Genomic DNA, 22,349 nt, shown 5'->3' with positions numbered 1-22,349 from the left:
CTTAACTCGCTTCACTTGATTCAGCAGGAACTTGGGAAGTTTGATACAAATTTTGCATTAACCAATTTCCTAAAACCTCTACATTATCTAAGCAAGCCAAAGAATTTGCTGACCGTAATGCATCCGCTGGATGAGCGCCATACGTAACCGCGATAGCATCAACACCAGCCGCCTGCGCCATTTGAAGATCGTGCGTGGTATCCCCAATCATGAGCATTTTGCGCACTGGGACCCCAAGACGATCCGACAAGTCCAATAACATGCCTGGGTGAGGCTTAGCGAAGGATTCATCTGCAGTTCGGGTGCCATGAAATACATGTTCTAACCGATGATGACCCAATGATCGATCGAGTCCCCGCCGAGGCTTACCAGTTGCTACCCCCAACATAAAACCTTGATTTCTTAAGTTTTCAAGTAGGTCGCGCATACCCTGAAAAAGATCCAACTCATGATCTTTTGCCAAATAGTGATAACGAAAGCGCTCAACAAGCGTTGGAAAATGCTTAGGGTCAATCGTCGGCACCACACGCCGTAAGGAGTCATGGATTCCCAAACCGATCACATAACTCGCAATTGAGTCCTCGGGGACTGGAAAATCAAGATCTCGACAGGCTTGCTGAATGCACTGAACAATCGTTGGCGTGGAATCCATAATTGTGCCATCCCAATCCCATACGATTAACTCATAGCGACGTTCACTTGTCTTCAATCGATTTCTTTCGGTTGTAAGGTTTGAGCCAAAAAACGACTGTCCCATTGCGCGAGAAAATCATGAAATCGTTTTGGCAGATTAGTTTCAATTCGTATTTTCTCTGAAGTTTTGGGATGCGAAAAGACTGCAAAATGTGCATGGAGAAAAAGGTGCTTAACCTTCAAATGTTTATCGCCCGATTCCAATCCATATTTATCGTCGCCCAATATTGGATGTCCAATTTTTTGTAAATGCACACGAATTTGATGGGTTCGCCCGGTTTTGAGCTGGGCTTCGACCAAGGTAAAGCTGGTGCTGTCATGCTGAACAATCTCGGTTACCCGAATATTGGTGTGACTTGGCTGACCTTTTGGATCAACGCGAACCCGACGCTCACCGTTCTCTAATACATATTTCAGCAGGGGAAACTTTAACTGCTTCGTTCCAGTGATTGCATCCATTGCTCCATGGGCAATTAATCGATAGCGTTTATCGGTTAACCCCTCCCGAATCTGTCGATGCATTTCCAGCAAAGCGCTGCGCTTTTTTGCCATGATCAAGATTCCAGAAGTATCTCGGTCTAAGCGATGAACCAGTTCCAAAAATGCATTCTCTGGCCTTGCCTTACGAAATAACTCGATGGCACCTAACTGAACGCCCGAGCCACCATGCACTGCGAGTCCTGAGGGTTTATCAATCACCAGTAAATACTCGTCCTCAAACAAAATAGGGATATCCGTTGCTAGGGTTTTGGCCTGAGCCTCCGAAATTACGCGGTCTAATTTCTTTGGTTCGGCTAAGCGGGTAGGGGGTAGACGAACGACATCGCCCTCAACTAAGCGTGAGCTTGGCAGCGCCCTCTTTTTATTGATCCGCACTTCGCCCGAGCGAATAATTCGGTAAATATGGCTTTTTGGGACCCCTTTAGCCCATCGAAGTAAGTAATTATCAAGTCGTTGACCAGCAAAATCAGGACCGACAGTTTCCAAAATAGCTGCCAAAACCTTAGTTTTAGGGGCTTCCTTGCCAGTATTCCGTGGCTTTGAGGGGGGAGTCGTGGTTTTATTCATTGGATCATTCCCATTGTCGACCGTTTTGTGCCCTATAATCAAGGCTCTAAGTCATTGATGACTAAGAATTTGAATTCCGGAGCTTGGAGTCGCCCATGAATAGACTCCCGGGGTTGCTCCTCTCCCGTTTTAATGAGGCGCAAGGGTTGGCGTGATATTTGCCGCGACCCCCGAAAGCAGATGACCGTTTTTTAAACGAGCGCCTACATTGAGAACTAAAGGAGATCTCTGTGGCGAGCGTTCATGTGAGACCTAAGCCAATCTAATTGGTATTTTTCCTTTTTAGGAATTTTGTTTGTCTCACTTTAGCACTCTGGGTTTTTCCTCAGAGCTTGCCAGTCATCCACTTCGCGTCGCTCAAGTCCGCCTCCTGTTTAGGAGAGTGTTATGAAGCGCATGTTATTCAATGCAACGCAACAAGAAGAGTTGCGAGTTGCCATCGTTGATGGTCAAAAATTAATCGATATCGATATTGAGACTGCCGGGCGTGAACAGCGTAAAGGCAATATTTATAAAGGTGTCATTACCCGAATCGAGCCATCCCTAGAAGCCTGCTTCGTTAACTATGGTGAGGAGCGACACGGTTTTTTACCCTTTAAGGAAGTAGCTAGAACCTACTTTAAGGATGGTATTGATGTCCGCAATGCCTCCATCAAGGATGCTTTACGCGAAGGTCAAGAAATCATTGTTCAGGTCGAAAAGGAAGAACGCGGTCAAAAAGGCGCTGCCCTCACCTCTTTTATTTCCCTGGCAGGTCGTTATTTAGTGTTAATGCCAAACAATCCGCGCGGAGGTGGTGTTTCGCGCCGCATTGAAGGCGAAGATCGCCAAGAGTTACGTGAAGCCATGGCGCAACTTGAAGTACCCGATGGAATGAGCATTATTGCTAGAACTGCAGGTATCGGTCGAGATGCTACTGAACTGCAGTGGGATCTCAATTACCTCATGCAATTGTGGAAAGCGATTGATGAAGCAGCCAAGGGGAACTCCGCGCCCTTACTCATTTATTTAGAGTCGAGTCTTGTGATCCGCGCCATTCGCGATTACTTCCAGCCTGATATTGGCGAGATTCTGATTGATACCGATGACATTTATGAGCAAGCTCAGGCATTTATGTCAGTGGTAATGCCAGATAACTTGCCTCGGGTGAAGCGCTATCAGGATGATGTGCCCCTCTTCTCACGCTTCCAAATTGAGCATCAAATTGAAACAGCCTATTCCAGAACGGTTCCACTACCATCTGGCGGTGCAATCGTAATCGATCACACGGAGGCCTTAGTATCTGTAGATGTGAACTCAGCACGCGCAACGCGTGGATCGGATATTGAAGAGACTGCAACCCGAACCAATCTCGAGGCGGCCGATGAAATTGCAAGGCAAATGCGCCTTCGTGACCTTGGTGGCTTGATCGTGATTGACTTCATTGATATGGAGTCATCAAAGAGTCAACGGGATGTTGAAAATCGCTTACGCGATGCCTTACGCCATGATCGCGCCCGCGTACAAATGGGTAAGATTTCTAAGTTTGGTTTGATGGAGCTCTCGCGTCAGCGTTTGCGTCCAGCTCTATCAGAAGGTAGTCACGTTACGTGCCCACGATGCAATGGAACGGGCCATATTCGCGATACTGAATCTTCCGCGCTACAAGTCTTGCGAATTATTCAGGAAGAGGCCATGAAGGAGAATACGGCTGCAATTCACTGCCAAGTACCCGTTGAAGTTGTTGCCTTCTTGCTTAATGAAAAACGTGCTGAAGTAATCAAGATTGAGACCCGCTTTAAGGTCCATATTTTGATGATCCCCAATAAGCATCTTGAGACCCCTCATTACAAACTAGAACGCCTTCGCCATGATGATCCGCGCCTAGATGAGCAAAAACTTAGCTATGTCATGGTGGAAGAAGCCTCACGCGAACTGGAAACGGATGCTGTCATCGGCCGCAAAAATGAAGAAGTACGAGCTCGTCCCGAGGCAGCAGTCAAAGGTATCACCCCCAGTCAACCGGCACCCGCAGCATCACCGCGTCCAGTCCGTGATTCCAAATCGAATTCATCCGCTTCCGAATCGGGTGGGTTCTTAGGGTTTATCAAAAAATTATTTTCATCGAGTAATCCACCGGCAGCCCCAGAGACCAGACCAAATCCGCGTTCTGATTATCGGGGGCGTAATGGCGATCGCAATCGCAACAGGGGTCGTAATCGCAATGAGCGCAATCAACGCGTTGACTCGTCTGAGCGAATTGAGAAAACAATTGAGCCGACTGAAGCCGCAGCAAATCGCCCACCGCGCCCAGAGGGTCGAAATCGTAACCGTGGTGAACGACAAAATAATCAAGAGAAAGTAGAAATTGCTAACGCGGCACCACAAGTGGTGGGTGCAAATGATGAATCTGAAGGCTCCGGAGATGAACGCCGCCGTGGTCGCAACCGTCGAGGTCGAGGTCGTAACCGTGGCGAACGAGCCGAACGCCATGAAACCAGTGGCTCGGCAACGAATTCAGAATCCAATCCAGGCTTTCCGATGGGCCTCGGTGGTCGCTCCGCCAGTGTGCCTTTGACTCGCATTGTGAGCACCTTTCGAGAGTCAACCGGGGGGCGGCGCCCCAATCAACGAAGGGAACGGCGCGAAGAAATAGCTACGCCAGTTATTGAAACCTTTGCAGCGCCCACCATCAATCTTGAGGCAGTTGCTGCACCCTCCCTACCTGAGCTACCTAGAGTTGCATTCACACCCCTAGCTGAAGAGCCATTAAAGGATGTTGTACAAGGAGCAGGGATGGTTTGGGTGGGAACAGATCAATCGAAATTGGCAGAAGTTCAAACCCAGATTCAGGCAGAAAGCCCAGCGCCCCGTGTTCCGCGAGTACCTAAATCTCCTGCTAGCCTTCCAACTGGCCCGATGGTGCTCGTTGAGACGGGCGGACAAGAAAAAACCATCGATAAAACGGTTTAGTCGTTTAAGGCCATAATGTGAATTATGGTGAAGCCTGTCATTCCAATACGCAAAGAGACCCCCGGGGGTCCTTTGCCGTTGATCCCAAACACCCTAAGTGCGGTCCACGGTCGTACCCTTGATCGTCGTCAACGCCCATTGCGTGATCTACGCATCTCCGTTACCGATCGGTGTAATTTTCGGTGTACCTACTGCATGCCCAAAGAGGTATTCGATCAGAATTACCCGTATCTCGCGCAATCTGAATTATTAAGTTTTGAAGAGATTCATCGCTTAACCACCATTTTTGTCTCTCTCGGTGTTGAAAAGATTCGCTTAACGGGCGGCGAACCATTACTTCGCAAGAATCTAGAGACCTTAATTTCCATGCTGGCCAAGATTCGAACGCCACAAAATCAGATGCTGGACTTAACTTTAACGACCAATGGCAGTCTTTTGAGTAAAAAAGCAGCGCTCTTAAAAGAGGCGGGTTTGCAACGACTGACAGTTAGCTTAGATGCGCTTGATGATGTCGTCTTCAAAGCCATGAATGACGTCGACTATCCAGTGCGTGATGTGCTCGATGGAATTGAGGCAGCCCAAAAGGTGGGCTTTCAGGGAATTAAAGTCAATATGGTGGTCAAAAAAGGAGTGAATGATCACGAGATCTTGCCCATGGCAAAGTATTTCCGAAATCGCGGTATAACCCTTCGTTTCATTGAATTCATGGATGTTGGCTCCTCGAATGGCTGGAATCTTGATCAAGTTTTGCCATCCGCCGAAGTCATTGCCAAAATTTCCGAAGAGTTCCCACTTGAGCAACTCGACCCAAACTACAGCGGCGAAGTCGCTCAACGCTGGCGTTATCAGGATGGCGCCGGCGAAATTGGTGTGATATCCAGCGTTACTCAAGCGTTCTGTCATGAATGTTCGCGTGCCCGCCTGTCGACTGATGGTCAGCTATTCTTATGTTTATTTGCGACCGAAGGGTTTGATTTCAAAACCCTCATTCGATCCGGTCGCTCCGATCTTGAAATTGCAAACGCAGTGATGCAAACCTGGTCAAACCGTGAAGATCGCTACTCGGAAATCAGACACCTGCACACGAAAGATTTAGAACGCAAACAACGTAAAGTTGAAATGTCCTATATTGGTGGTTAAGGTCTGCGGATGATTGCGCGTTCCGAAATCACCGGCCTACTGCTTGCAGGTGGTCGCGCCTTACGAATGGGTGGAATCGATAAGGGACTTATACCGTTTCAAGGCAAACCCTTAATCGAACATGCGATCAATCGCCTTGGTCCACAAGTCGCAAATTTAGTAATTAATGCTAATCGCAATCAGACAGTCTATTCACAATATGGCTACCCTATCGTAACCGATGAAAATCAAGACTATGCGGGCCCATTGGCAGGCTATCTGGCAGGCCTAAAGGCGTGCAATACGCCTTATTTGATGACCGCGCCCTGCGATTCTCCGTTGTTCCCAACCGATTTAGTGGAAGTGCTTGCCCATACCCTTAAGAAGCAAGGGTCTCATATTGCATATGCATCGAGCCAAGATCTATCGGGGAAGATTTGGGCGCAACCGGTCTTTTGCCTGATGAAGCGAGAGGTAGTTGATTCCTTGGAACAATTTCTAGCCGATGGGCAACGCAAGATTGATCGGTGGTTTGCATCTCAGAATGCATGTACAACTGTCTTTCAAAATGAATCTGCGTTTGCCAATGCCAATACCCCGGACGAACTTGCTCAACTCGAAAAATTTACCAATTAAAACAATGGAAACCAAAAAAGCAAACCAAGAGTTCCAGTCGGATTTTTTATCTGTATCTGAGGCACGACAAGCAATTGCTGACTTAATCGCTTCCAGTTACGAATCTTTGGCAATCCATCTTAGAAAAGAGACCTTGCCTCTCCATCAATGCCTCGGCCGTATTCTAGCGGTCGATGTTTTATCACCCATTGATGTACCAGCCCACGATAACTCTGCCATGGATGGGTATGCATTTGATGGTCGTGAACTACGCGATGATCGCCAGAATATTGAATTAAGCGTCATCGGAACTTTACACGCTGGAGAAACAGAATCATTGAACGTTAAACCGGGTCAATGCATCAAAATCATGACGGGTGCCTTGATGCCCGCAACTTGCAATACGGTTGTCCCGCAGGAATTTACGAAGACCCTTAGTAATGGTTTGGTGAGCTTTTCAAATGAGATCGTCCGTGCCGGCGAGAATCGTCGCTTACGAGGTGAAGATTTGCAGTCTGGTAAAGCGGCGATTTCGCAAGGGCGAATTTTACGGCCGGCTGACATCGGTCTTATGGCATCCCTGGGTATTCGTGAGCTCGATGTCTATCAACGTATCAAGGTCGCAATCCTCTCTTCTGGTAATGAGCTCTGCGACATCCATGAATCCTTAGCGCCTGGCAAGATCTATGACAGTAACCGCTATAGTCTTCGGGCATGCATCGAGCGGCTAGGCATGGAGGTGATGGATTGCGGCATCGTGCGAGACAACCCCGATGATCTTCGTAAAGCTTTCATTACGGCCGCTCAAATGGCCGATGTCATCATCTCCTCAGGCGGGGTTTCGGTTGGAGAGGCGGATTTCACTAAGCAAATGATGGAAGAGCTAGGTGAAGTTGGATTCTGGAAAATTGCCATGCGCCCAGGTCGACCCATGGCATTTGGTAGCCTAAAGCCAGATTCAAATAGGCCAATGTCCACCGTATTTTTTGGCTTGCCTGGTAACCCCGTAGCGGTGATGGTGACCTTTTATCAGTTTGTCCGCAATGCGCTGTTGCAGCTCAATGGCGCCAAGCAAGTTGAGATTCCATTAATCCCAGTCCGATCAGCCCAAGGAATTCGAAAGAAATCTGGGCGTACGGAGTTTCAGCGGGGGATTGTCTTTCAAGATCCCCAGGGTCAATGGGTCGTTAAAACAACGGGTAGCCAAGGTGCTGGGATTTTGCGCTCCATGAGTGAGGCCAATTGTTTTATCGTTCTTCACCATGACCAAGGAAATGTTGAGCCGGGCGATTGGGTAGACGTGGAGATTTTTGATGGACTGCTTTAAGATGACGGGATCATGAAATTTACTAAAAAAGAAATTGTATTTTTAGATCCCATGCACACTGCCAAAACCTTAGTTTTGGTTTACCTGTGCTTCTCCGTCCCAATCGTACTGTTGGCTCTGTTTGTTGCCTTTATTCGAGACGGCTCAATTCCTGGATTTACAGTCATTTCTGCCCTTGTGCTTAATGCCATCCTGGGCTTTGGGCTCTTATGGATTGCCTGTAAAGTCTACAACTGGGTTGCAGAAAAATTTGGCGGTATTGAGCTTGCCCTTAAAGAACTTCCCGAAGAGACGGACGATATTCAGCAGTAAAGCTTGGCAAAATTAGTTCTTCCACAATTCGGTATTGATCAAGCTTGGTGGGCGCTTTCCTTCAAGAGCAGCATTTAAATTATCGATGGCCAAAGCAACCATGGCGCGCCGAGTTTTTTCTGTGGCACTCGCAATATGCGGTGCCAATACTACGTTACTCAATTTGAGTAACTCCGGATGAACCTTGGGTTCACCTTCATAAACATCGAGACCTGCAGCAAAAATTGTTTTTGCTTTTAACGCAGCCGCTAAAGCTGCGTCATCAACAATACCGCCACGCGCGATATTGACCAATGTAGCTGTTGGTTTCATCAGCGCAATTTCCTTAGCGCCAATCAAGTGATGGCTTTCTGCAGAATAAGGCACTACCAAAAGAACATGGTCAGCTTCGCGCAGTAAGGTTTCTTTATCAACATACCTTGCACCACATGCTTTCTCGTCGGCCTCACTTAAGCGCTTGCGGTTGTGGTACACCACTTTCATCCCAAAGCCTAAAGCGCGCTTCGCAATCCCTTGGCCAATTCGGCCCATACCAATAATGCCCAAGGTGGTGTGATGCAAGTCCATACCCAGTGGGTTGTAAACGATGGACATCTTGTCCCATTGACCATTCCGAATCCAATGCTCTGACTCCGTAATTCGTCGGGCTGTCGCCATTAAAAGTGCAAAGCCAAAGTCGGCCGTTGTATCGGTTAACACATCCGGGGTATTGGTAGCCATTACCCCAGCTGCAGTCATTGCAGGCACATCAAAATTGTTATAGCCAACAGAAATATTAGCCACAATCTTTAGGTCTTTCGCATCAGAGAGGGTGTTGCGATCAATTCGCTCACTGCCAAATACTAAGGCTCCCTTGACTTCGGCAAGATGCTTGCGTAATTGCTCTGGAGAAAAAACGTCATCCGCCTGATTCGATTGAACCTCAAATTTCTCCTCCAATTTTGCTAAGGCATCTGGAAAAATGGCACGGGCAACGAGGATTTTGGGTTTGGTTGTCATGGCTCTGAATAAGGGTGTGATATCGGTAGAATCAAGACTTTACACCATTTGGGATAAAATCCAATGGTTGATTATTTTTGTCTTTATGATCGTATTTCTTCCTCAGAGTGAGCTATGACCTACGTTGTCACTGAATCCTGTATTCGTTGCAAATACACCGATTGCGTTGATGTATGCCCTGTTGACTGTTTCCGTGAAGGCCCTAATTTTTTAGCAATTGATCCGGATGAATGCATTGATTGTGCGGTTTGTGTACCGGAATGCCCCGTCAATGCAATTTATGCAGAAGATGATGTGCCGGGTGATCAGCAAAACTTTATTGCAATCAATCTTGAGCTCGCTAAGCAATGGCCCAGCATCACAAAATCCAAGGCGCCTCTTGCTGATGCGGATGATTGGAAAGATGTCAAAAGTAAGCTCGAGCATCTCGAAAAATAATGCCTTGCCTGCATTGACTTAATTTCGCATGCGCCAATTTCATCAACTCATGCACCATGTCCTCGAACATGGCGCCCAAAAATCGGATCGTACGGGAACCGGAACTTTATCGGTTTTTGGTTATCAGATGCGCTTTGATCTCGCAGAGGGCTTCCCGCTAGTGACCACGAAGAAGCTTCACCTAAAGTCGATTATCTATGAGCTCCTATGGTTTCTGAGCGGCAATACCAATAATCAATGGCTCAAAGAACGTGGGGTATCCATTTGGGATGAATGGGCCGCTCCAAATGGAGACCTTGGGCCAGTGTATGGTTATCAATGGCGATCCTGGCCTGCGCCCAATGGCGAGCATATCGATCAAATCAAAGAAATTATCCATACGATCAAAACAAATCCGGATTCCCGCCGAATTATTGTCTCGGCCTGGAATGTCGCTGATATTCCAAAAATGGCGCTGGCGCCCTGCCATGCCTTCTTTCAGTTTTACGTGGCTAATGGAAAACTCTCCTGCCAACTCTATCAGCGCAGTGCCGATATTTTTTTGGGCGTTCCATTTAATATTGCTAGTTACGCTTTACTAACGCACATGGTTGCTGAGCAATGCAATCTTCAACCCGGCGAATTTATTTGGACTGGCGGTGATTGTCATTTGTACAGCAATCACTTAGAGCAAGTAAAACTTCAACTCTCGCGGACACCCTACCCATTACCAAGCCTTAAAATTCATCGCAAACCTGAGTCAATCTTTGATTACCAGTTTGAAGACTTTGAAATCGTGGGGTATGAGTCCCACCCCCATATCAAAGCACCGGTTGCCGTCTAAAGTCGATTAATGACAAATCCTGCTATCTCGATGATCGTTGCGCGATCAAGCAATCATGTAATTGGCAAAGATAATCAAATGCCCTGGAAGATCTCGGCCGATTTGCAATTTTTTAAGAAAGTTACCATGGGTTATCCCATTATTATGGGACGCAAAACCTGGGAATCGATTGGCAGACCATTGCCAGGAAGACGCAATATCGTCGTCAGTCGCAATTCTGACTACCAGGTAAAGGGGGCTGAGCTGGTCTTATCGCTCGATGATGCCCTGAAATCTTTGCGCGAGTTTGAGCGAGTGTTTGTGATTGGTGGCCAACAATTATTTAGTCAAGCTTTTCCATTGGCAGACCAACTCTTTATTACTGAGATTGAACTTGAGGTTGAGGGTGATACCTTTTTTGAGGTTCCCGATCCACAAAATTGGGAAATTGTTGAGCGGGTTGCGGCGAGCGAAGGTGCTATTCAGTTTAGCTATGTGACCCTAAACCGAATTCATCAATAACTATTTTCCGCCAATTGTCATTGATCCGAGCAAAATAGAGCCCGTTTCCTTTGTCCCACGAATAATCGTGTCGTCGCCCACCGCCGCAATATCCATCAACATCTCTTTGAGATTGCCAGCAATAGTGATTTCTTCGACCGGGTGTTGAATTTCACCATTTTCTACCCAGTAACCAAATGCACCACGTGAGTAGTCACCCGTTACGTAATTAACGCCCTGCCCCATGAGCTCAGTCACCAATAGGCCAGTTCCCATTTCTTTCAGTAAGCCCGGTAGGCCACCTGTTGGGGTATGTTGACTGTGCAATCTCAAATGATGTGCACCACCGGCATTACCAGTGGTTTGCATTCCTAACTTACGGGCGGAATAGCTGGATAAGAAATACCCTTGAAGCTCCCCTTTGGCAACAACCGAGCGAGCCTGAGTGCGAACTCCCTCCTCGTCAAAAGGGGCGCTACCAGTTTGTCGTTTTAAATGTGGCAACTCAAATAAATCAAGATGCTTTGGCATAACCGCTTTACCAAGACTGTCTAGCAAAAAACTCGAGCGTCGGTAGAGCGCAGCGCCTGACGTTGCTTGAACTAGGGATCCAATCAGTCCAACAGCAATTGGTGCCTCAAAAATTACCGGGCAACGGCGCGTGCTCAGTGACTTCGCATTTAAGCGAGATAGAGCGCGTTGGGCTGCATATTGGCCAATCAGACTTGGTTTAGCGAGCTCATTAGCCATCCTAGAAGTGCTATACCAATCATCGCGCTGCATGGAACTAGTCTTACCTGCTGCATTTGCAATCGGGGCGCATGAGATAAAGTGCCTTGAATATGGGTAACCGCCAATAAATCCATTGCTAGTCCCCAACATAAAGTGGGCCTGATGCGCCGATACCGAAGCCCCATCGCTATTAGCAATCGCCCGATCAACGGCAAAAGCGGCCTTCTCTGCCTGCCTGGCAATGGCAATTGCTTTTTTACTATCGATTTCCCAGGGATGGAATAAGTCTAAGTCAAGCGGGTGATGCTCGAGTAAATGCGGATCGGCTAATCCAGCGCAATCATCTTCTGCAGTATGTTTGGCAATATGAAACGCAGCTTGTACCGTAGTCCGCAACGACTCAGGCGAGAAGTCACTTGTACTCGCATTACCCCGACGCTGACCCAAGTAGACACTGACGCCCACTTGTTTATCGACGCTTTGTTCAATGGTCTCTACCGCCCCTTTTCTTACGGTCACCGATAATCCGTGGCCCTCTGAAATTTCAGCGGCGGCGTCCGTCGCGCCAATTCGCTTGGCTTCTGCCAAAATAAAGTCAATAATGATTCTGAACTGATCGTGTGAATATGCAAACATCCTCTAATGATAGCTAGAATAGAACCATGAAGCACCCGAACCCTTTTGAACGTCGTTTTCCCAACGAAGCAAAAATTGGTTTGGTCTCGATTTCAGATCGAGCCAGCCAGGGCGTCTACGTTGACGAGGGCATTCCCAGTCTGCGAAATTGGCTGTCTCGGGTCATCACCACGCCTGTTGTTTTTCATGAACGCCTAATCCCCGATGAAATCGAACATATCACCTCAAGCTTGATTGAGCTCGTTGATGAAATGGGCTGTGACCTCGTGTTAACAACGGGCGGAACCGGTCCAGCGCGCCGCGATGTTACCCCTGAAGCAACCTTAGAAGTTGGGACTCGCGAGATGCCTGGCTTTGGGGAGCAAATGCGTCAAATTAGTCTGCACTTTGTACCTACTGCGATTTTATCGAGGCAAGTGGCTGTCTTGCGAGAAATTGAAGGTCATAGTGCGCTTATCCTCAATCTCCCCGGGCAACCCAAGTCTATTCAAGAAACTCTAGAGGGCTTAAAAGATCCTGATGGCAAGACCTTAGTTCATGGAATTTTTGCAGCGATACCCTATTGCATTGAGCTAATGGGTGGGCCATGCATCGAAACCGATGATGCCATCGTCAAAGCCTTTAGGCCCAAGAAAAAGAAGTAGTTAATCGTTTGTTGGCGTGGGCATCCGAAAGAAATGTTCGCGGTAATACTTGAGTTCCTCGATTGATTCCATAATATCGGCCAAAGCCGTGTGGGCCTGTTGCTTTTCAAAGCCTTTCACTAAATTAGGTTGCCAACGTTTTGACAATTCTTTAATGGTTGAAACATCAACGTTCCGATAATGAAAATAAGCTTCGAGCTGAGGCATGTAGCGGGCCATAAAGCGTCGATCTTGGCAAATTGAGTTACCGCACATTGGCGCAGTGTTTGCCTTCACATATTGCTTTAGGAAGGCAATGCACTGCTGCTCGACTTCGGGTTCACCGAGCGAGGAAGCCTTCACTTTATCGATAAGCCCAGACTTGCTGTGGGTTCCTTTATTCCAAGCATCCATGCCATTTAATACTTCGTCGGCTTGATGAACAACCCATACAGGTGCTGTGGCTATTACGTTTAAGTGAGCATCCGTGACGATCATTGCAATTTCTAAGATACGGTCGCTATCGGGCTTAAGGCCAGACATCTCCATATCGACCCAAACCAGAGGATCATTACCGTTAGCGGTATGCTTCATTTGTTCACTCATCTCTATAATACTTTCATGACCTTTACATTGATCTTCATTGCCGCCCTACTATTGAGCGTTGGCATGCGCCACTGGTTGGCCATGCGACAAATACGCCACGTCGCCCTCCACCGCGCTAGTGTACCGAATGAATTTGCTTCCCGAGTTTCTTTAGCCGATCATCAAAAAGCGGCTGATTACACCATTGCAAAATTACGCTTCGGACTTCTCGAAAATGCCTTTGGTGCATTTGTCTTAATCGGCTTCACTTTACTTGGCGGCTTAGAGTGGCTTAATCAAACGCTATTAAGCATGCTGGGATCAGGCATTGCTCAGCAAATGCTTCTTTTAGTTTCCTTGGCATTCATTTCGGGGATTTTAGATTTACCCTTTACCTGGAAAAAGCAATTTGGTATTGAGGCAGCGTTTGGCTTTAATCGAATGACTCCGCGCCTCTTTTGGCTAGATACCATCAAAGGAACTGCTCTAGCGGCGGTGCTTGGCCTGCCGCTACTGTGGCTGGTTCTCGAACTCATGGCCACAAGTGGCTCGTATTGGTGGCTGTGGACTTGGATCGTTTGGACACTATTTAATGCCTTGTTGCTATGGCTCTTTCCAACGGTAATTGCGCCCCTATTTAACAAATTTAAGGCGCTTGAGGATGGCCCCTTAAAAACTCAAATTGAGCAGCTCTTAAAACGCTGTGACTTCGCGAGTCAAGGTCTTTTCGTGATGGATGGTAGCAAACGCAGTGCCCACGGTAACGCCTATTTCACAGGCATTGGTAAAGCCAAACGTATTGTCTTTTTTGACACCCTCATTGAAAAACTAGAGCCTTTAGAAGTCGAAGCGGTTTTAGCCCATGAGCTAGGTCACTTTAAACGTCAACATATTCGCAAACGTCTACTTGTCTCATTTGCCCTCAGTTTTGTTATGCTAGCCATTCTGGGATGGGTTAGTACTCAACCCTGGTTCTATTTTAGCCTCGGAGTAACTCCTGACCTTACCGGCTATAACGGTGGTCTTGCGCTCGCCCTTTTTATGTTGGTAGCGCCTGTATTTGGATTCTTTTTTACACCATTGGGAAGTCTTGCTTCCCGCAAACATGAGTACGAAGCAGATCATTTTGCCGCCCAAAAGTCATCTGCAAATGCCCTCATCTCTGCTCTTGTGAAACTTTATCAAGATAATGCTTCCACCCTCACCCCGGACCCCATCTACACCGCTTTTTATAGCTCGCATCCCCCTGCTCCATTGCGGATTGCGCACTTACAACGTTTTGCATGAGTAATATTCGGTAATGGGTTCATTTCGTGCCCTTCTGAGCGCTTCGTACGGCAGGCATTATTTAGCGCAACGAATTGAGGCTGATGGATCCCATGGTGGACCCTTTATTCAAGTGAGCGTCCCCGGCAAACAACACCTCGGTGCTGTCGGTGATCGATTAATTCTTGAGGCCACATCGGCTGATCAAGCGCGCATTCTTGAGATTGAGCCTCGCAAGAATTTACTGTATCGCTCGGATGCATTCAAAAGTAAGAGTATCGCTGCGAATGTCGATCAAATATTGATTGTTTTAGCAACCGCGCCTGCATTCTCTCCAGACCTTCTCGGGCGCGCTGTGATTGCAGCCGAACTAAATCAAATCGACCTTCATATTATTTTGAACAAATGCGATCTGCAAGAAAAGCTTACGGTTGCACGTGATCAGCTTGCCCCATACAAATCGATGGGTTATGCCGTGCATGAGGTCTCTGCAAAATTTAATCCCCAATCCCTTGACATACTTCACCCGCTCTTAAGGGGCAAGGTATCGGTTTTGGTGGGTCAATCTGGTATGGGTAAGTCAACTCTTCTCAATGCCTGGGTTCCCAATGCCGCAGCCGTAACCCAGGAATACTCTCAAAAACTAGATAGTGGCAAACACACCACGACAGCCTGTCGCTATTTTGATTTACCGGAATGGGGTCGCGATATCCATTGTTTGGGAGCGATTATTGATTCACCAGGCTTTCAGGAATTTGGCCTTGCCCATGTATCCGAAAGCCAGTTACAACATGCGTTTCGGGAGTTCAAGTCCTATTTAGGAAAATGCCGCTTTCATAATTGCAAACACGACAACGAGCCCGATTGCGCGGTTCAAGCGGCTGTCTTATCAGGTGCAATTGCGAGCGAGCGCTTAACACTCTTTAAACAGCTGGTCTCAGACTCGAAAACAGCCGATATCCAAATCCAGGGAATCAGCCCATCCAGAGAGCGATGGTCAACATCGCTAAAACCACCATACAAACGATAAGGGCTCGCCACACAAGACCAATTGCCGAGCGCATGGATCGCTCGCTGGGCTCATGGCCAATCTCATAAACAGGTGGCTCGCCCGCCTCAGCCCTTGCTAATGCCTCATCACTGGTTGGCTCCCGTAAAGGCTCGCCCAAACGAACTCCGAGTGCGCCACTACCCGAGGCCAGTAAAACAGCTGAAAGCGGATCCGCCCACTTACTGGTTAAGTTACGCCATGCATAAATCGCATCTTCAAAATTGCCCACGATTGCAAAACTAATTGCACTGAGGCGAACTGGCACCCAATCCAGGATAAAGAAAAAATGTTTAGCTGCTTCTGATAGGTTCAGACCAAACGCCTCCCACCGACGACTTGCTTTATCCGCCAATCGATATAAAACGACACCAGCAGGACCAATGGGCATAAGAAACCAGAAAAATACGCCAAACACATGGCGATGCGCTCCAACAATCGCTCGCTCCAGAGCAATGGCAATGATTTCGCTTTGAGATAAATGGGAAGTGTCCAACTCATCCCCTACCCACTCTTGTAGCGCCTTTCGGGCTGCCAGAAGATCGTGGTTTTGAATCGCTTCGTGGACCTCAGTAAACGAATGGCTAAATTGACGAAAACCGAAGAATAGATAGACGATGATGATGTTCCACGCAAACGCCAATAGTGGGCTCACAACATATGCAAGTAGATAAATCACAAACACCAATAGGGTTGGAAGACCAAAGCCAACCAAGCACGCTAGACGAGCGCCCACTGGGGTTGCGCCCTGCTCAGATTTACCACCAAACTCTTTGGCGACCCAATCGAGCCATGCGGCACTCATTCTCCGGATCCAATGCGATGCGGTAACAGGCCGGTATTGCTCGGCAATCAGTGCGAAGAGAATGGAGAAAAAGGTCATGCTTTTAATAAATGATATAGATTTCGTAACATTCCGGCTGTAGCGCCCCAAATAAAGCGATCCGCATACGGTATTGCATAAAATCGCCGTGAGCCCTCATCACTATGCCATACCCGCACCTCATGATTTGCTGGGTTCATCAGAAATGACAGAGGAACCTCAAAAACATCCGCCACCTCAAATGGGTCTGGACGATATGCCTGAGGAGGCGCGACTAAGGCAACCACGGGGGTCACCCGATAACCGGACACGGTCAAATACTCTGGCATGGTCCCAATTACATCAATATGGTCGCTGGGCAAGCCAATCTCCTCTTCGCTTTCACGCAATGCGGTAGTAATAATGGATTCATCGGCAAAGTCCTTGCGCCCACCTGGAAAACTAATTTGCCCAGCATGATCATGCAAATGCTCCGTTCGTTGCGTTAAAAGCACATGCAAACCGTTTGATTGCATCACGATTGGCAACAAAATAGCAGCCTCTGTGGTTAGCCCCTCTGCCTCCCGTTGCGCGATGATGTTACTTGCGATCACATGTCGATTTTCATCGGTAATTTCAGGAGTCCAGGCTGGTGGCGAGGCGAAGCGCTGACGCAGAACATTTGCATTGAACAGATGATCAGACACCCGCGTTTGATCTTCACAGCGATGTGAAATTGGTACGCTGCGGGGATTGAAATGAGGTGGCGCCGCTAAGCTTTTTCTGATCGATGCAGATGAATTAACCATGCCGTCATTTTAGGTGATTTAAGAAAACAAAAAGGCGACCGAAGTCGCCTTAGTGGCATGAACCAAATGAATTACTCAGCCGTTTGCTCGGCCGCTGTCTCTTTAGCGCGTGCAGTTAACTTTTCTTTAATACGTGCAGACTTACCAGAACGATCGCGCAAGTAATACAACTTAGCACGACGTACATCACCGCGACGCTTCACTTCAATGCTAGCAATCAGCGGGGAATAAGTCTGAAAAGTACGCTCCACGCCCTCACCAGATGAAATCTTGCGGACGATGAAACTGGAGTTTAGGCCGCGGTTGCGCTTAGCAATTACTACACCTTCAAAGGCCTGCGCACGTTTACGGGTCCCTTCAACAACATTCACACTAACAACCACGGTGTCGCCAGGCGCAAAACTTGGAATCGTTTTGTTGGCGGTTAGACGAGCAATTTCCTCTTGCTCAATAGTTTGAATCAAATTCATTTCAACTCCTTTGGCATCGTATTGACGTTAATCCCACACAAGTGGACTCAATAGAGGATGCAATTTAATTTTCGCCAAACCGTTAGGATTCAAGCGTCTTCAAAAACGCCTCATCCTTAGGACTTAGCAACCCATTAGCGCGCGCTTTGACGATGAGGTCTGGGCGGCGCTTGAACGTCAGCTCTAATGACTTTTGCCGACGCCAAACCGCTATTTTAGCGTGATGTCCGCCCAAAAGCACGTCGGGGACGGATTTATTTCCATAAATCTCCGGACGGGTGAAGTGGGGGTGGTCCAAAAGCCCATTCATAAAGCTATCCTGCAGAGCCGAACCTTCATCTCCCAAGGCCCCTGGAATTAAGCGAATTACAGCATCCATAAGGATCATGGCAGGTAACTCGCCCCCCGATACGACAAAATCCCCGACTGAGATCTCTAAATCGACTTTTCCATCGATAAAACGTTGATCTACTGCCTCATACCTACCGCAAATTAGGGTTAATTGTCGGTAATTGAGGATATCTGTTGCTAACTTTTGGGTAAACGGCTCTCCCTGGGGGCTGAGAAGACAAACCGGTCCGCTGCCCAATCCTCGACTTACTTGGGACCGGCCAACGGCCTCCAAACAAGATTCCAGGGGTTTTGCCATCATCACCATACCTGGGCCTCCACCATAAGCTCGATCATCAACGGTTTTTCGGGAATCCTCCGAAAAATCTCTGATATTCCAGGTGGTTACAGAAGTTAGTTGTTGCTCACAGGCGCGTCCAGTCACGCCATACTGAGTAAGAGCAGCAAACATGTCTGGGAAGAGTGTAAGCACATCAAAATCCATTTTGGTCTTTTCCATGCTTATTGACTCCAATTTGGCTGCCAATCCACGACCACCCTACCCGCTGGAAACTCGGCCGACTTTAACTGAACCGATTTAACAATCGCTGGGACAAAAGGAATCAGCTCGCTACCAATCGTCATGATTGGATGGGCGCCAAATTCAGCCATATCAAGAATCGCCCCCAAATGAATTCCCTGTTCGTTGTAAACCTCGCACCCAATTAAATCAATCCAATAATAGGTATCTTGCTCAGGTGGTGGAAATGCATCTCTAGGAAGCGATACCGCCCAACCCTTAAGGGCTAATGCAGCGTCCCGATCACAAATGCCGTTCAAAAGCATCACCACATAGCCAGAGTGAATTTTTGCAGATTGAACGCGATAAACGGTGGGCTTGGCTCCAGCCTCATAGCCCTGTAAATATGCCTCTTGGCATGCGAGAAGAGCAACTGGGTCAGGGGAGTATGGGCGAACCTTAATGTGGCCTTTGAGGCCCTGGGCATCGTAGACAATGCCTAAATCAACTAAATCAGAGGGGGATGGATGACCGCTCACCGCTCCCCCATTAATTATGGCCAAGTTTTAGGCCGCTGGATGATCCTTGATCAAACGCTTTACCGTTGGCGAAATTTGCGCACCCACGCCAGACCAATACGTTAAACGGTCTTGGGATAGGCGCATTGCCTGCTCTTTTTCAGAGGCTTTAGGATTAAAGTAACCCAAGCGCTCGATGAAATTCGAGTCTCGACGATTGCGTTTGTCGGTAGCAACGATGCTGTAAAAAGGGCGCTTTTTAGAGCCGCCGCGGGCAAGTCGAATAACGACCATAGGTATTTCCTTAAAATCAAATGATTACAAAATGGTTGACCAAATCGTCTTTGCTCCAAAGGGCTTAAATGACCAACAAGAGTGACGATTACAGAAAACCTCATATTCTAGACGAAATGACCAAAAAACTCCATCATTCCATGAAAGATTATTGACCGTGACCAAAAAAAATATATATAGATCAATAGGTTACAAAGAAAACTCAGTGCTTCGGGTTTTACAAGCCAAAAGGCAGCTGATGGGTATCGTTACCCTGGCGCCGTTTTTTTTAATCGGTTGTGCCAATCTGGTCCCACCATGTCCTGGAAAAACAACCCCGCCCTACTCCGAATTGGTGGGCACGCAATGGGAACTCAATCGCTGGAATATGGCGCCTAACACCATGGGTGAAGTTCGTCTTCGATCGATGCCTAGCGATGGTGGTCAAAAAATTAGCTTGCAATTTAGTCAAGGCCGAGCAAGTGGCTATAGTGGCTGCAATCGCTTTAATGCGCAAATCATAGAAGACTCGCGGGGATTTCAGATTGAACAAATTGCCACGACACGTATGGCCTGCGCCTCCAATCGCGACGAGATTGAACGCGAATTCTTGTATCTATTGAGGGATTACCGAAGCATTGCACGCGATGGCAATTATTTACTTATCATTGGTCCCAACCGCGAGGTGTTAGGTTTTAACTTAATCCAACGAACTAATCCATGAGCACTCCATTTCGGTCTAAGTTAATGTTTTCTGCGCTGGGGCTCTTTCTTCCTGGTACTGGATTCAATTGCTTTTATTTACTCGGTATCAAAAGTTTTTGGGGTTGGATCCAGCTTACGTCTCTAATTGCTGGGATTCTAGGGTTTTTGCTTTTAGGCACAAGTCCAGAGTCCTCTGCAGCAGCTTGGGTTTTAATTGTTCTTGGATTTATTGCCTTGGAAGCAAGTTGGTTAAGCACGATTGTGTTTGGTTTGCGTCCCGATGAAAAATGGGATGCGCAATTCAACGCGTCATTTCAAGGGAAACAAAAAACGGAGTCTGGCTGGCCAGTAGTGATTTGCGTAATCCTGTCCCTGGTGATTGGTGCAGGAGCGATGATGAGCTTTCTAGCAATTGGTTTTGAGCAATTTTTCATCTACCAGATTGAGGAAGCTAAAAAGCTGAGTCAATAAGGTGGTATTAGATCGAGTTAGTTAACTCGGGTACTAAGGTAAAAAGGTCGCCAACTAAGCCATAGTCTGCTACCCCAAAGATTGGTGCGTCTGGATCTTTATTAATCGCCACAATTACTTTAGAGTCTTTCATCCCAGCGAGATGTTGGATTGCTCCCGAGATCCCCACTGCGATATATAGCTGTGGGGCCACAATTTTCCCAGTTTGACCAACTTGATAATCATTGGGAACATAGCCTGCATCCACTGCAGCACGCGAAGCACCGAGGGCGGCGCCAAGCTTATCGGCCAATGGCTCAATTAACTCTTTATATTTCTCGGCAGAGCCAAGTCCACGACCTCCAGAAACAATAATTTTGGCAGCCGCTAGTTCGGGACGATCCGATTTAGTCAACTCACGACCAATGAATTGACTCGCAGCAAATGGTTCTGAGGTAGTAATTGATTCGATTGAACATGATCCGCCAGTATTCGCAGGATCAAAATTAGTCGTTCGAACCGTAATTACCTTTTTGGAGTCAATCGTTTGTACCGTCGCAATTGCATTACCTGCATAAATGGGACGCTCAAACTGATCGGGCGACACAACCTTAGTAATATCGGAGAGCTGTGCAACGTCAAGCTTTGCCGCAACCCGGGGCATCACGCTCTTACCATGGGCCGTAGCGGGTGCTAGAAAGTAATCGTAACTAGAAGCTAGGGCAAGGATTTGCTCGGCAACTACTTCCGGTAACTGGTTCGCAAAATGCGGTGCATTTGCATAGATAACCTTACGAACTCCCTCTATCTTACTGGCCTCTTGTGCGATCGGGTCGATATCATGACCAACTAGTAAAACATCCACTTCATTGGTGCACTGCTTAGCAGCGCTTACCGAGTGATGCGTAGCCATTTTTAATGAATGCTGATCATGCTCAGCGAGAACCAGTGCGGCCATTACAGTACCTTTGCTTCGTTTTTTAGTTTATCGATCAAGGTTGCAACATCAGCCACTTTGATCCCCGCAGAGCGTTTAGGTGGCTCCTCGACCCGAATTGTTTTCAACCGTGGCGTGATATCGATACCGAGATCATCAGGCTTCACAACATCCAACTGCTTTTTCTTGGCTTTCATAATATTGGGCAGGGTGACATAACGCGGCTCGTTTAGACGAAGATCGGTTGTGATCACGGCAGGTAAAGAGACTGCAACGGTCTCAAGACCGCCATCAACCTCACGCGTGACCGATGCCTGGCCATTACTAATCGTTACTTTAGAGGCAAATGTTGCCTGCGGAAGATTGAGCAAAGCGGCCACCATTTGCCCCGTTTGGTTACTGTCATCATCAATTGCTTGCTTACCCATAATGATGAGTTGCGGCTGTTCTTTGAGATAGATTGCTTGAAGTAATTTGGCAACTGCCAAGGGCTGTAATTCGATCTCGGTCTCACATAAGATAGCTCGGTCTGCGCCAATCGCCAGAGCCGTTCTTAACGTCTCTTGACACGCTTGAGAGCCTGCTGAAAAGGCAATAATTTCTGTAGCAAGGCCTGCTTCCTTTAGTCGCACCGCCTCTTCAACAGCAATTTCATCAAAGGGGTTCATGCTCATTTTGACGTTCGCAATATCCACCCCGGATTGATCCGACTTTACGCGAACCTTAACGTTGTAATCGACAACTCGTTTGACTGCGACCAAAATCTTCATAAAAGACGACCTTTATGCTTACCCAAATCGTTATTTTATCGTGATTTAG

At 47.5% G+C, this 22,349-nt stretch carries 26 protein-coding genes; 13 read left to right on the top strand and 13 right to left on the bottom strand.

What is annotated here, in order from left to right:
• Nucleotide 1: 1 nt before the first annotated feature.
• Nucleotides 2–709: an HAD-IA family hydrolase gene (locus ICV32_RS02545; RefSeq protein ID WP_256437867.1), complete on the bottom strand. Its 708-nt coding sequence runs from the start codon at nucleotides 707–709 to the stop codon at nucleotides 2–4.
• Nucleotides 706–1,761, bottom strand: coding sequence for an RluA family pseudouridine synthase (locus ICV32_RS02540; RefSeq protein WP_215371671.1), 1,056 nt, complete (start codon nucleotides 1,759–1,761; stop codon nucleotides 706–708). Before ICV32_RS02540 ends, ICV32_RS02545 begins: the two co-directional genes overlap by 4 nt.
• 387 nt (nucleotides 1,762–2,148) lie before the next feature.
• Here ICV32_RS02540 and ICV32_RS02535 point away from each other — a divergent pair, with 387 nt between their 5' ends.
• The 5 genes from ICV32_RS02535 to ICV32_RS02515 are packed head-to-tail and all read left to right on the top strand — an operon-like array spanning nucleotide 2,149 to nucleotide 8,086.
• Nucleotides 2,149–4,713 (top strand): Rne/Rng family ribonuclease, encoded by a 2,565-nt coding sequence (locus ICV32_RS02535; protein ID WP_215371669.1) that lies wholly within the window; start codon nucleotides 2,149–2,151, stop codon nucleotides 4,711–4,713.
• Nucleotides 4,714–4,737: 24 nt separating this feature from the next.
• Entirely contained in the window at nucleotides 4,738–5,853 is a 1,116-nt protein-coding gene (moaA, locus tag ICV32_RS02530) for a GTP 3',8-cyclase MoaA (RefSeq protein ID WP_215371667.1), read from the top strand.
• A 9-nt stretch (nucleotides 5,854–5,862) separates the two neighbouring features.
• On the top strand, nucleotides 5,863–6,468 hold the full coding sequence (gene mobA, locus ICV32_RS02525) for a molybdenum cofactor guanylyltransferase MobA (protein ID WP_215371665.1): 606 nt from the start codon (nucleotides 5,863–5,865) through the stop codon (nucleotides 6,466–6,468).
• A gap of 4 nt (nucleotides 6,469–6,472) precedes the next feature.
• Nucleotides 6,473–7,774 carry a gephyrin-like molybdotransferase Glp gene (gene glp, locus ICV32_RS02520; RefSeq protein ID WP_215371664.1) on the top strand — a complete coding sequence of 434 codons (1,302 nt, stop codon included), beginning with the start codon at nucleotides 6,473–6,475 and terminating at the stop codon, nucleotides 7,772–7,774.
• Between the two features lie 12 nt (nucleotides 7,775–7,786).
• A complete protein-coding gene (locus tag ICV32_RS02515; protein WP_215371662.1) occupies nucleotides 7,787–8,086 on the top strand; it encodes a hypothetical protein in 300 nt (99 codons plus the stop codon).
• Nucleotides 8,087–8,098: 12 nt separating this feature from the next.
• Here ICV32_RS02515 and ICV32_RS02510 read toward each other — a convergent pair whose 3' ends face one another.
• Nucleotides 8,099–9,085, bottom strand: a complete 987-nt coding sequence (locus ICV32_RS02510; protein WP_215371660.1) for a D-glycerate dehydrogenase — start codon at nucleotides 9,083–9,085, stop codon at nucleotides 8,099–8,101.
• Nucleotides 9,086–9,199: 114 nt separating this feature from the next.
• Between ICV32_RS02510 and fdxA the strand changes: the two genes are divergently transcribed.
• From fdxA to ICV32_RS02495, 3 genes are read left to right on the top strand one after another with little or no spacing between them, the layout of a single operon-like run.
• Nucleotides 9,200–9,523, top strand: coding sequence for a ferredoxin FdxA (fdxA, locus tag ICV32_RS02505; RefSeq protein WP_108509308.1), 324 nt, complete (start codon nucleotides 9,200–9,202; stop codon nucleotides 9,521–9,523).
• A 28-nt stretch (nucleotides 9,524–9,551) separates the two neighbouring features.
• Entirely contained in the window at nucleotides 9,552–10,346 is a 795-nt protein-coding gene (locus ICV32_RS02500; protein WP_215371659.1) for a thymidylate synthase, read from the top strand.
• A 9-nt stretch (nucleotides 10,347–10,355) separates the two neighbouring features.
• Nucleotides 10,356–10,847: a dihydrofolate reductase gene (locus ICV32_RS02495; protein WP_215371657.1), complete on the top strand. Its 492-nt coding sequence runs from the start codon at nucleotides 10,356–10,358 to the stop codon at nucleotides 10,845–10,847.
• On the opposite strand, the gene pmbA is transcribed toward ICV32_RS02495, so the two are convergent.
• Entirely contained in the window at nucleotides 10,848–12,194 is a 1,347-nt protein-coding gene (pmbA, locus tag ICV32_RS02490) for a metalloprotease PmbA (RefSeq protein ID WP_215371655.1), read from the bottom strand.
• Nucleotides 12,195–12,220: 26 nt separating this feature from the next.
• Between pmbA and mog the strand changes: the two genes are divergently transcribed.
• Nucleotides 12,221–12,838, top strand: a complete 618-nt coding sequence (gene mog, locus ICV32_RS02485; RefSeq protein WP_215371654.1) for a molybdopterin adenylyltransferase — start codon at nucleotides 12,221–12,223, stop codon at nucleotides 12,836–12,838.
• Here mog and orn read toward each other — a convergent pair whose 3' ends face one another.
• Nucleotides 12,839–13,411, bottom strand: a complete 573-nt coding sequence (gene orn, locus ICV32_RS02480) for an oligoribonuclease (protein ID WP_251371907.1) — start codon at nucleotides 13,409–13,411, stop codon at nucleotides 12,839–12,841.
• Between the two features lie 27 nt (nucleotides 13,412–13,438).
• Here orn and ICV32_RS02475 point away from each other — a divergent pair, with 27 nt between their 5' ends.
• Together ICV32_RS02475 and rsgA are read left to right on the top strand one after the other, a co-directional pair.
• On the top strand, nucleotides 13,439–14,689 hold the full coding sequence (locus tag ICV32_RS02475; RefSeq protein WP_215371651.1) for a M48 family metallopeptidase: 1,251 nt from the start codon (nucleotides 13,439–13,441) through the stop codon (nucleotides 14,687–14,689).
• Nucleotides 14,690–14,702: 13 nt separating this feature from the next.
• Entirely contained in the window at nucleotides 14,703–15,698 is a 996-nt protein-coding gene (gene rsgA / locus ICV32_RS02470; RefSeq protein ID WP_215371649.1) for a ribosome small subunit-dependent GTPase A, read from the top strand.
• On the opposite strand, the gene ICV32_RS02465 is transcribed toward rsgA, so the two are convergent.
• The 6 genes from ICV32_RS02465 to rpsP form a co-directional block, all read right to left on the bottom strand.
• Nucleotides 15,643–16,599 carry a CobD/CbiB family protein gene (locus ICV32_RS02465; RefSeq protein ID WP_215371647.1) on the bottom strand — a complete coding sequence of 319 codons (957 nt, stop codon included), beginning with the start codon at nucleotides 16,597–16,599 and terminating at the stop codon, nucleotides 15,643–15,645. The two genes, rsgA and ICV32_RS02465, sit on opposite strands and share 56 nt — an antisense overlap.
• Nucleotides 16,596–17,327, bottom strand: a complete 732-nt coding sequence (locus ICV32_RS02460) for a CoA pyrophosphatase (RefSeq protein ID WP_215371645.1) — start codon at nucleotides 17,325–17,327, stop codon at nucleotides 16,596–16,598. The genes ICV32_RS02465 and ICV32_RS02460 overlap by 4 nt, the downstream gene beginning before the upstream one ends.
• A gap of 71 nt (nucleotides 17,328–17,398) precedes the next feature.
• On the bottom strand, nucleotides 17,399–17,797 hold the full coding sequence (rplS, locus tag ICV32_RS02455; protein ID WP_215371643.1) for a 50S ribosomal protein L19: 399 nt from the start codon (nucleotides 17,795–17,797) through the stop codon (nucleotides 17,399–17,401).
• An 82-nt stretch (nucleotides 17,798–17,879) separates the two neighbouring features.
• On the bottom strand, nucleotides 17,880–18,632 hold the full coding sequence (trmD, locus tag ICV32_RS02450) for a tRNA (guanosine(37)-N1)-methyltransferase TrmD (RefSeq protein ID WP_215372503.1): 753 nt from the start codon (nucleotides 18,630–18,632) through the stop codon (nucleotides 17,880–17,882).
• Between the two features lie 17 nt (nucleotides 18,633–18,649).
• On the bottom strand, nucleotides 18,650–19,186 hold the full coding sequence (gene rimM, locus ICV32_RS02445; RefSeq protein ID WP_215371640.1) for a ribosome maturation factor RimM: 537 nt from the start codon (nucleotides 19,184–19,186) through the stop codon (nucleotides 18,650–18,652).
• A 27-nt stretch (nucleotides 19,187–19,213) separates the two neighbouring features.
• The gene (rpsP, locus tag ICV32_RS02440) at nucleotides 19,214–19,459 is read right to left on the bottom strand and encodes a 30S ribosomal protein S16 (protein ID WP_215371638.1); all 246 of its coding nucleotides are present in this window, start codon (nucleotides 19,457–19,459) and stop codon (nucleotides 19,214–19,216) included.
• A 238-nt stretch (nucleotides 19,460–19,697) separates the two neighbouring features.
• Here rpsP and ICV32_RS02435 point away from each other — a divergent pair, with 238 nt between their 5' ends.
• On the top strand, nucleotides 19,698–20,162 hold the full coding sequence (locus ICV32_RS02435; RefSeq protein ID WP_215371636.1) for an META domain-containing protein: 465 nt from the start codon (nucleotides 19,698–19,700) through the stop codon (nucleotides 20,160–20,162).
• Entirely contained in the window at nucleotides 20,159–20,614 is a 456-nt protein-coding gene (locus tag ICV32_RS02430; RefSeq protein WP_215371634.1) for a hypothetical protein, read from the top strand. Before ICV32_RS02435 ends, ICV32_RS02430 begins: the two co-directional genes overlap by 4 nt.
• 7 nt (nucleotides 20,615–20,621) lie before the next feature.
• On the opposite strand, the gene ICV32_RS02425 is transcribed toward ICV32_RS02430, so the two are convergent.
• Nucleotides 20,622–21,551 (bottom strand): electron transfer flavoprotein subunit alpha/FixB family protein, encoded by a 930-nt coding sequence (locus tag ICV32_RS02425; RefSeq protein WP_215371633.1) that lies wholly within the window; start codon nucleotides 21,549–21,551, stop codon nucleotides 20,622–20,624.
• Nucleotides 21,551–22,300 (bottom strand): electron transfer flavoprotein subunit beta/FixA family protein, encoded by a 750-nt coding sequence (locus tag ICV32_RS02420; protein ID WP_215371631.1) that lies wholly within the window; start codon nucleotides 22,298–22,300, stop codon nucleotides 21,551–21,553. The genes ICV32_RS02425 and ICV32_RS02420 overlap by 1 nt, the downstream gene beginning before the upstream one ends.
• Between the last annotated feature and the right edge of the window lie 49 nt (nucleotides 22,301–22,349).

Source organism: Polynucleobacter sp. MWH-UH24A, from assembly GCF_018687475.1.
GTDB lineage: Bacteria > Pseudomonadota > Gammaproteobacteria > Burkholderiales > Burkholderiaceae > Polynucleobacter.
This window is presented reverse-complemented; position numbering and strand designations above follow the sequence as displayed.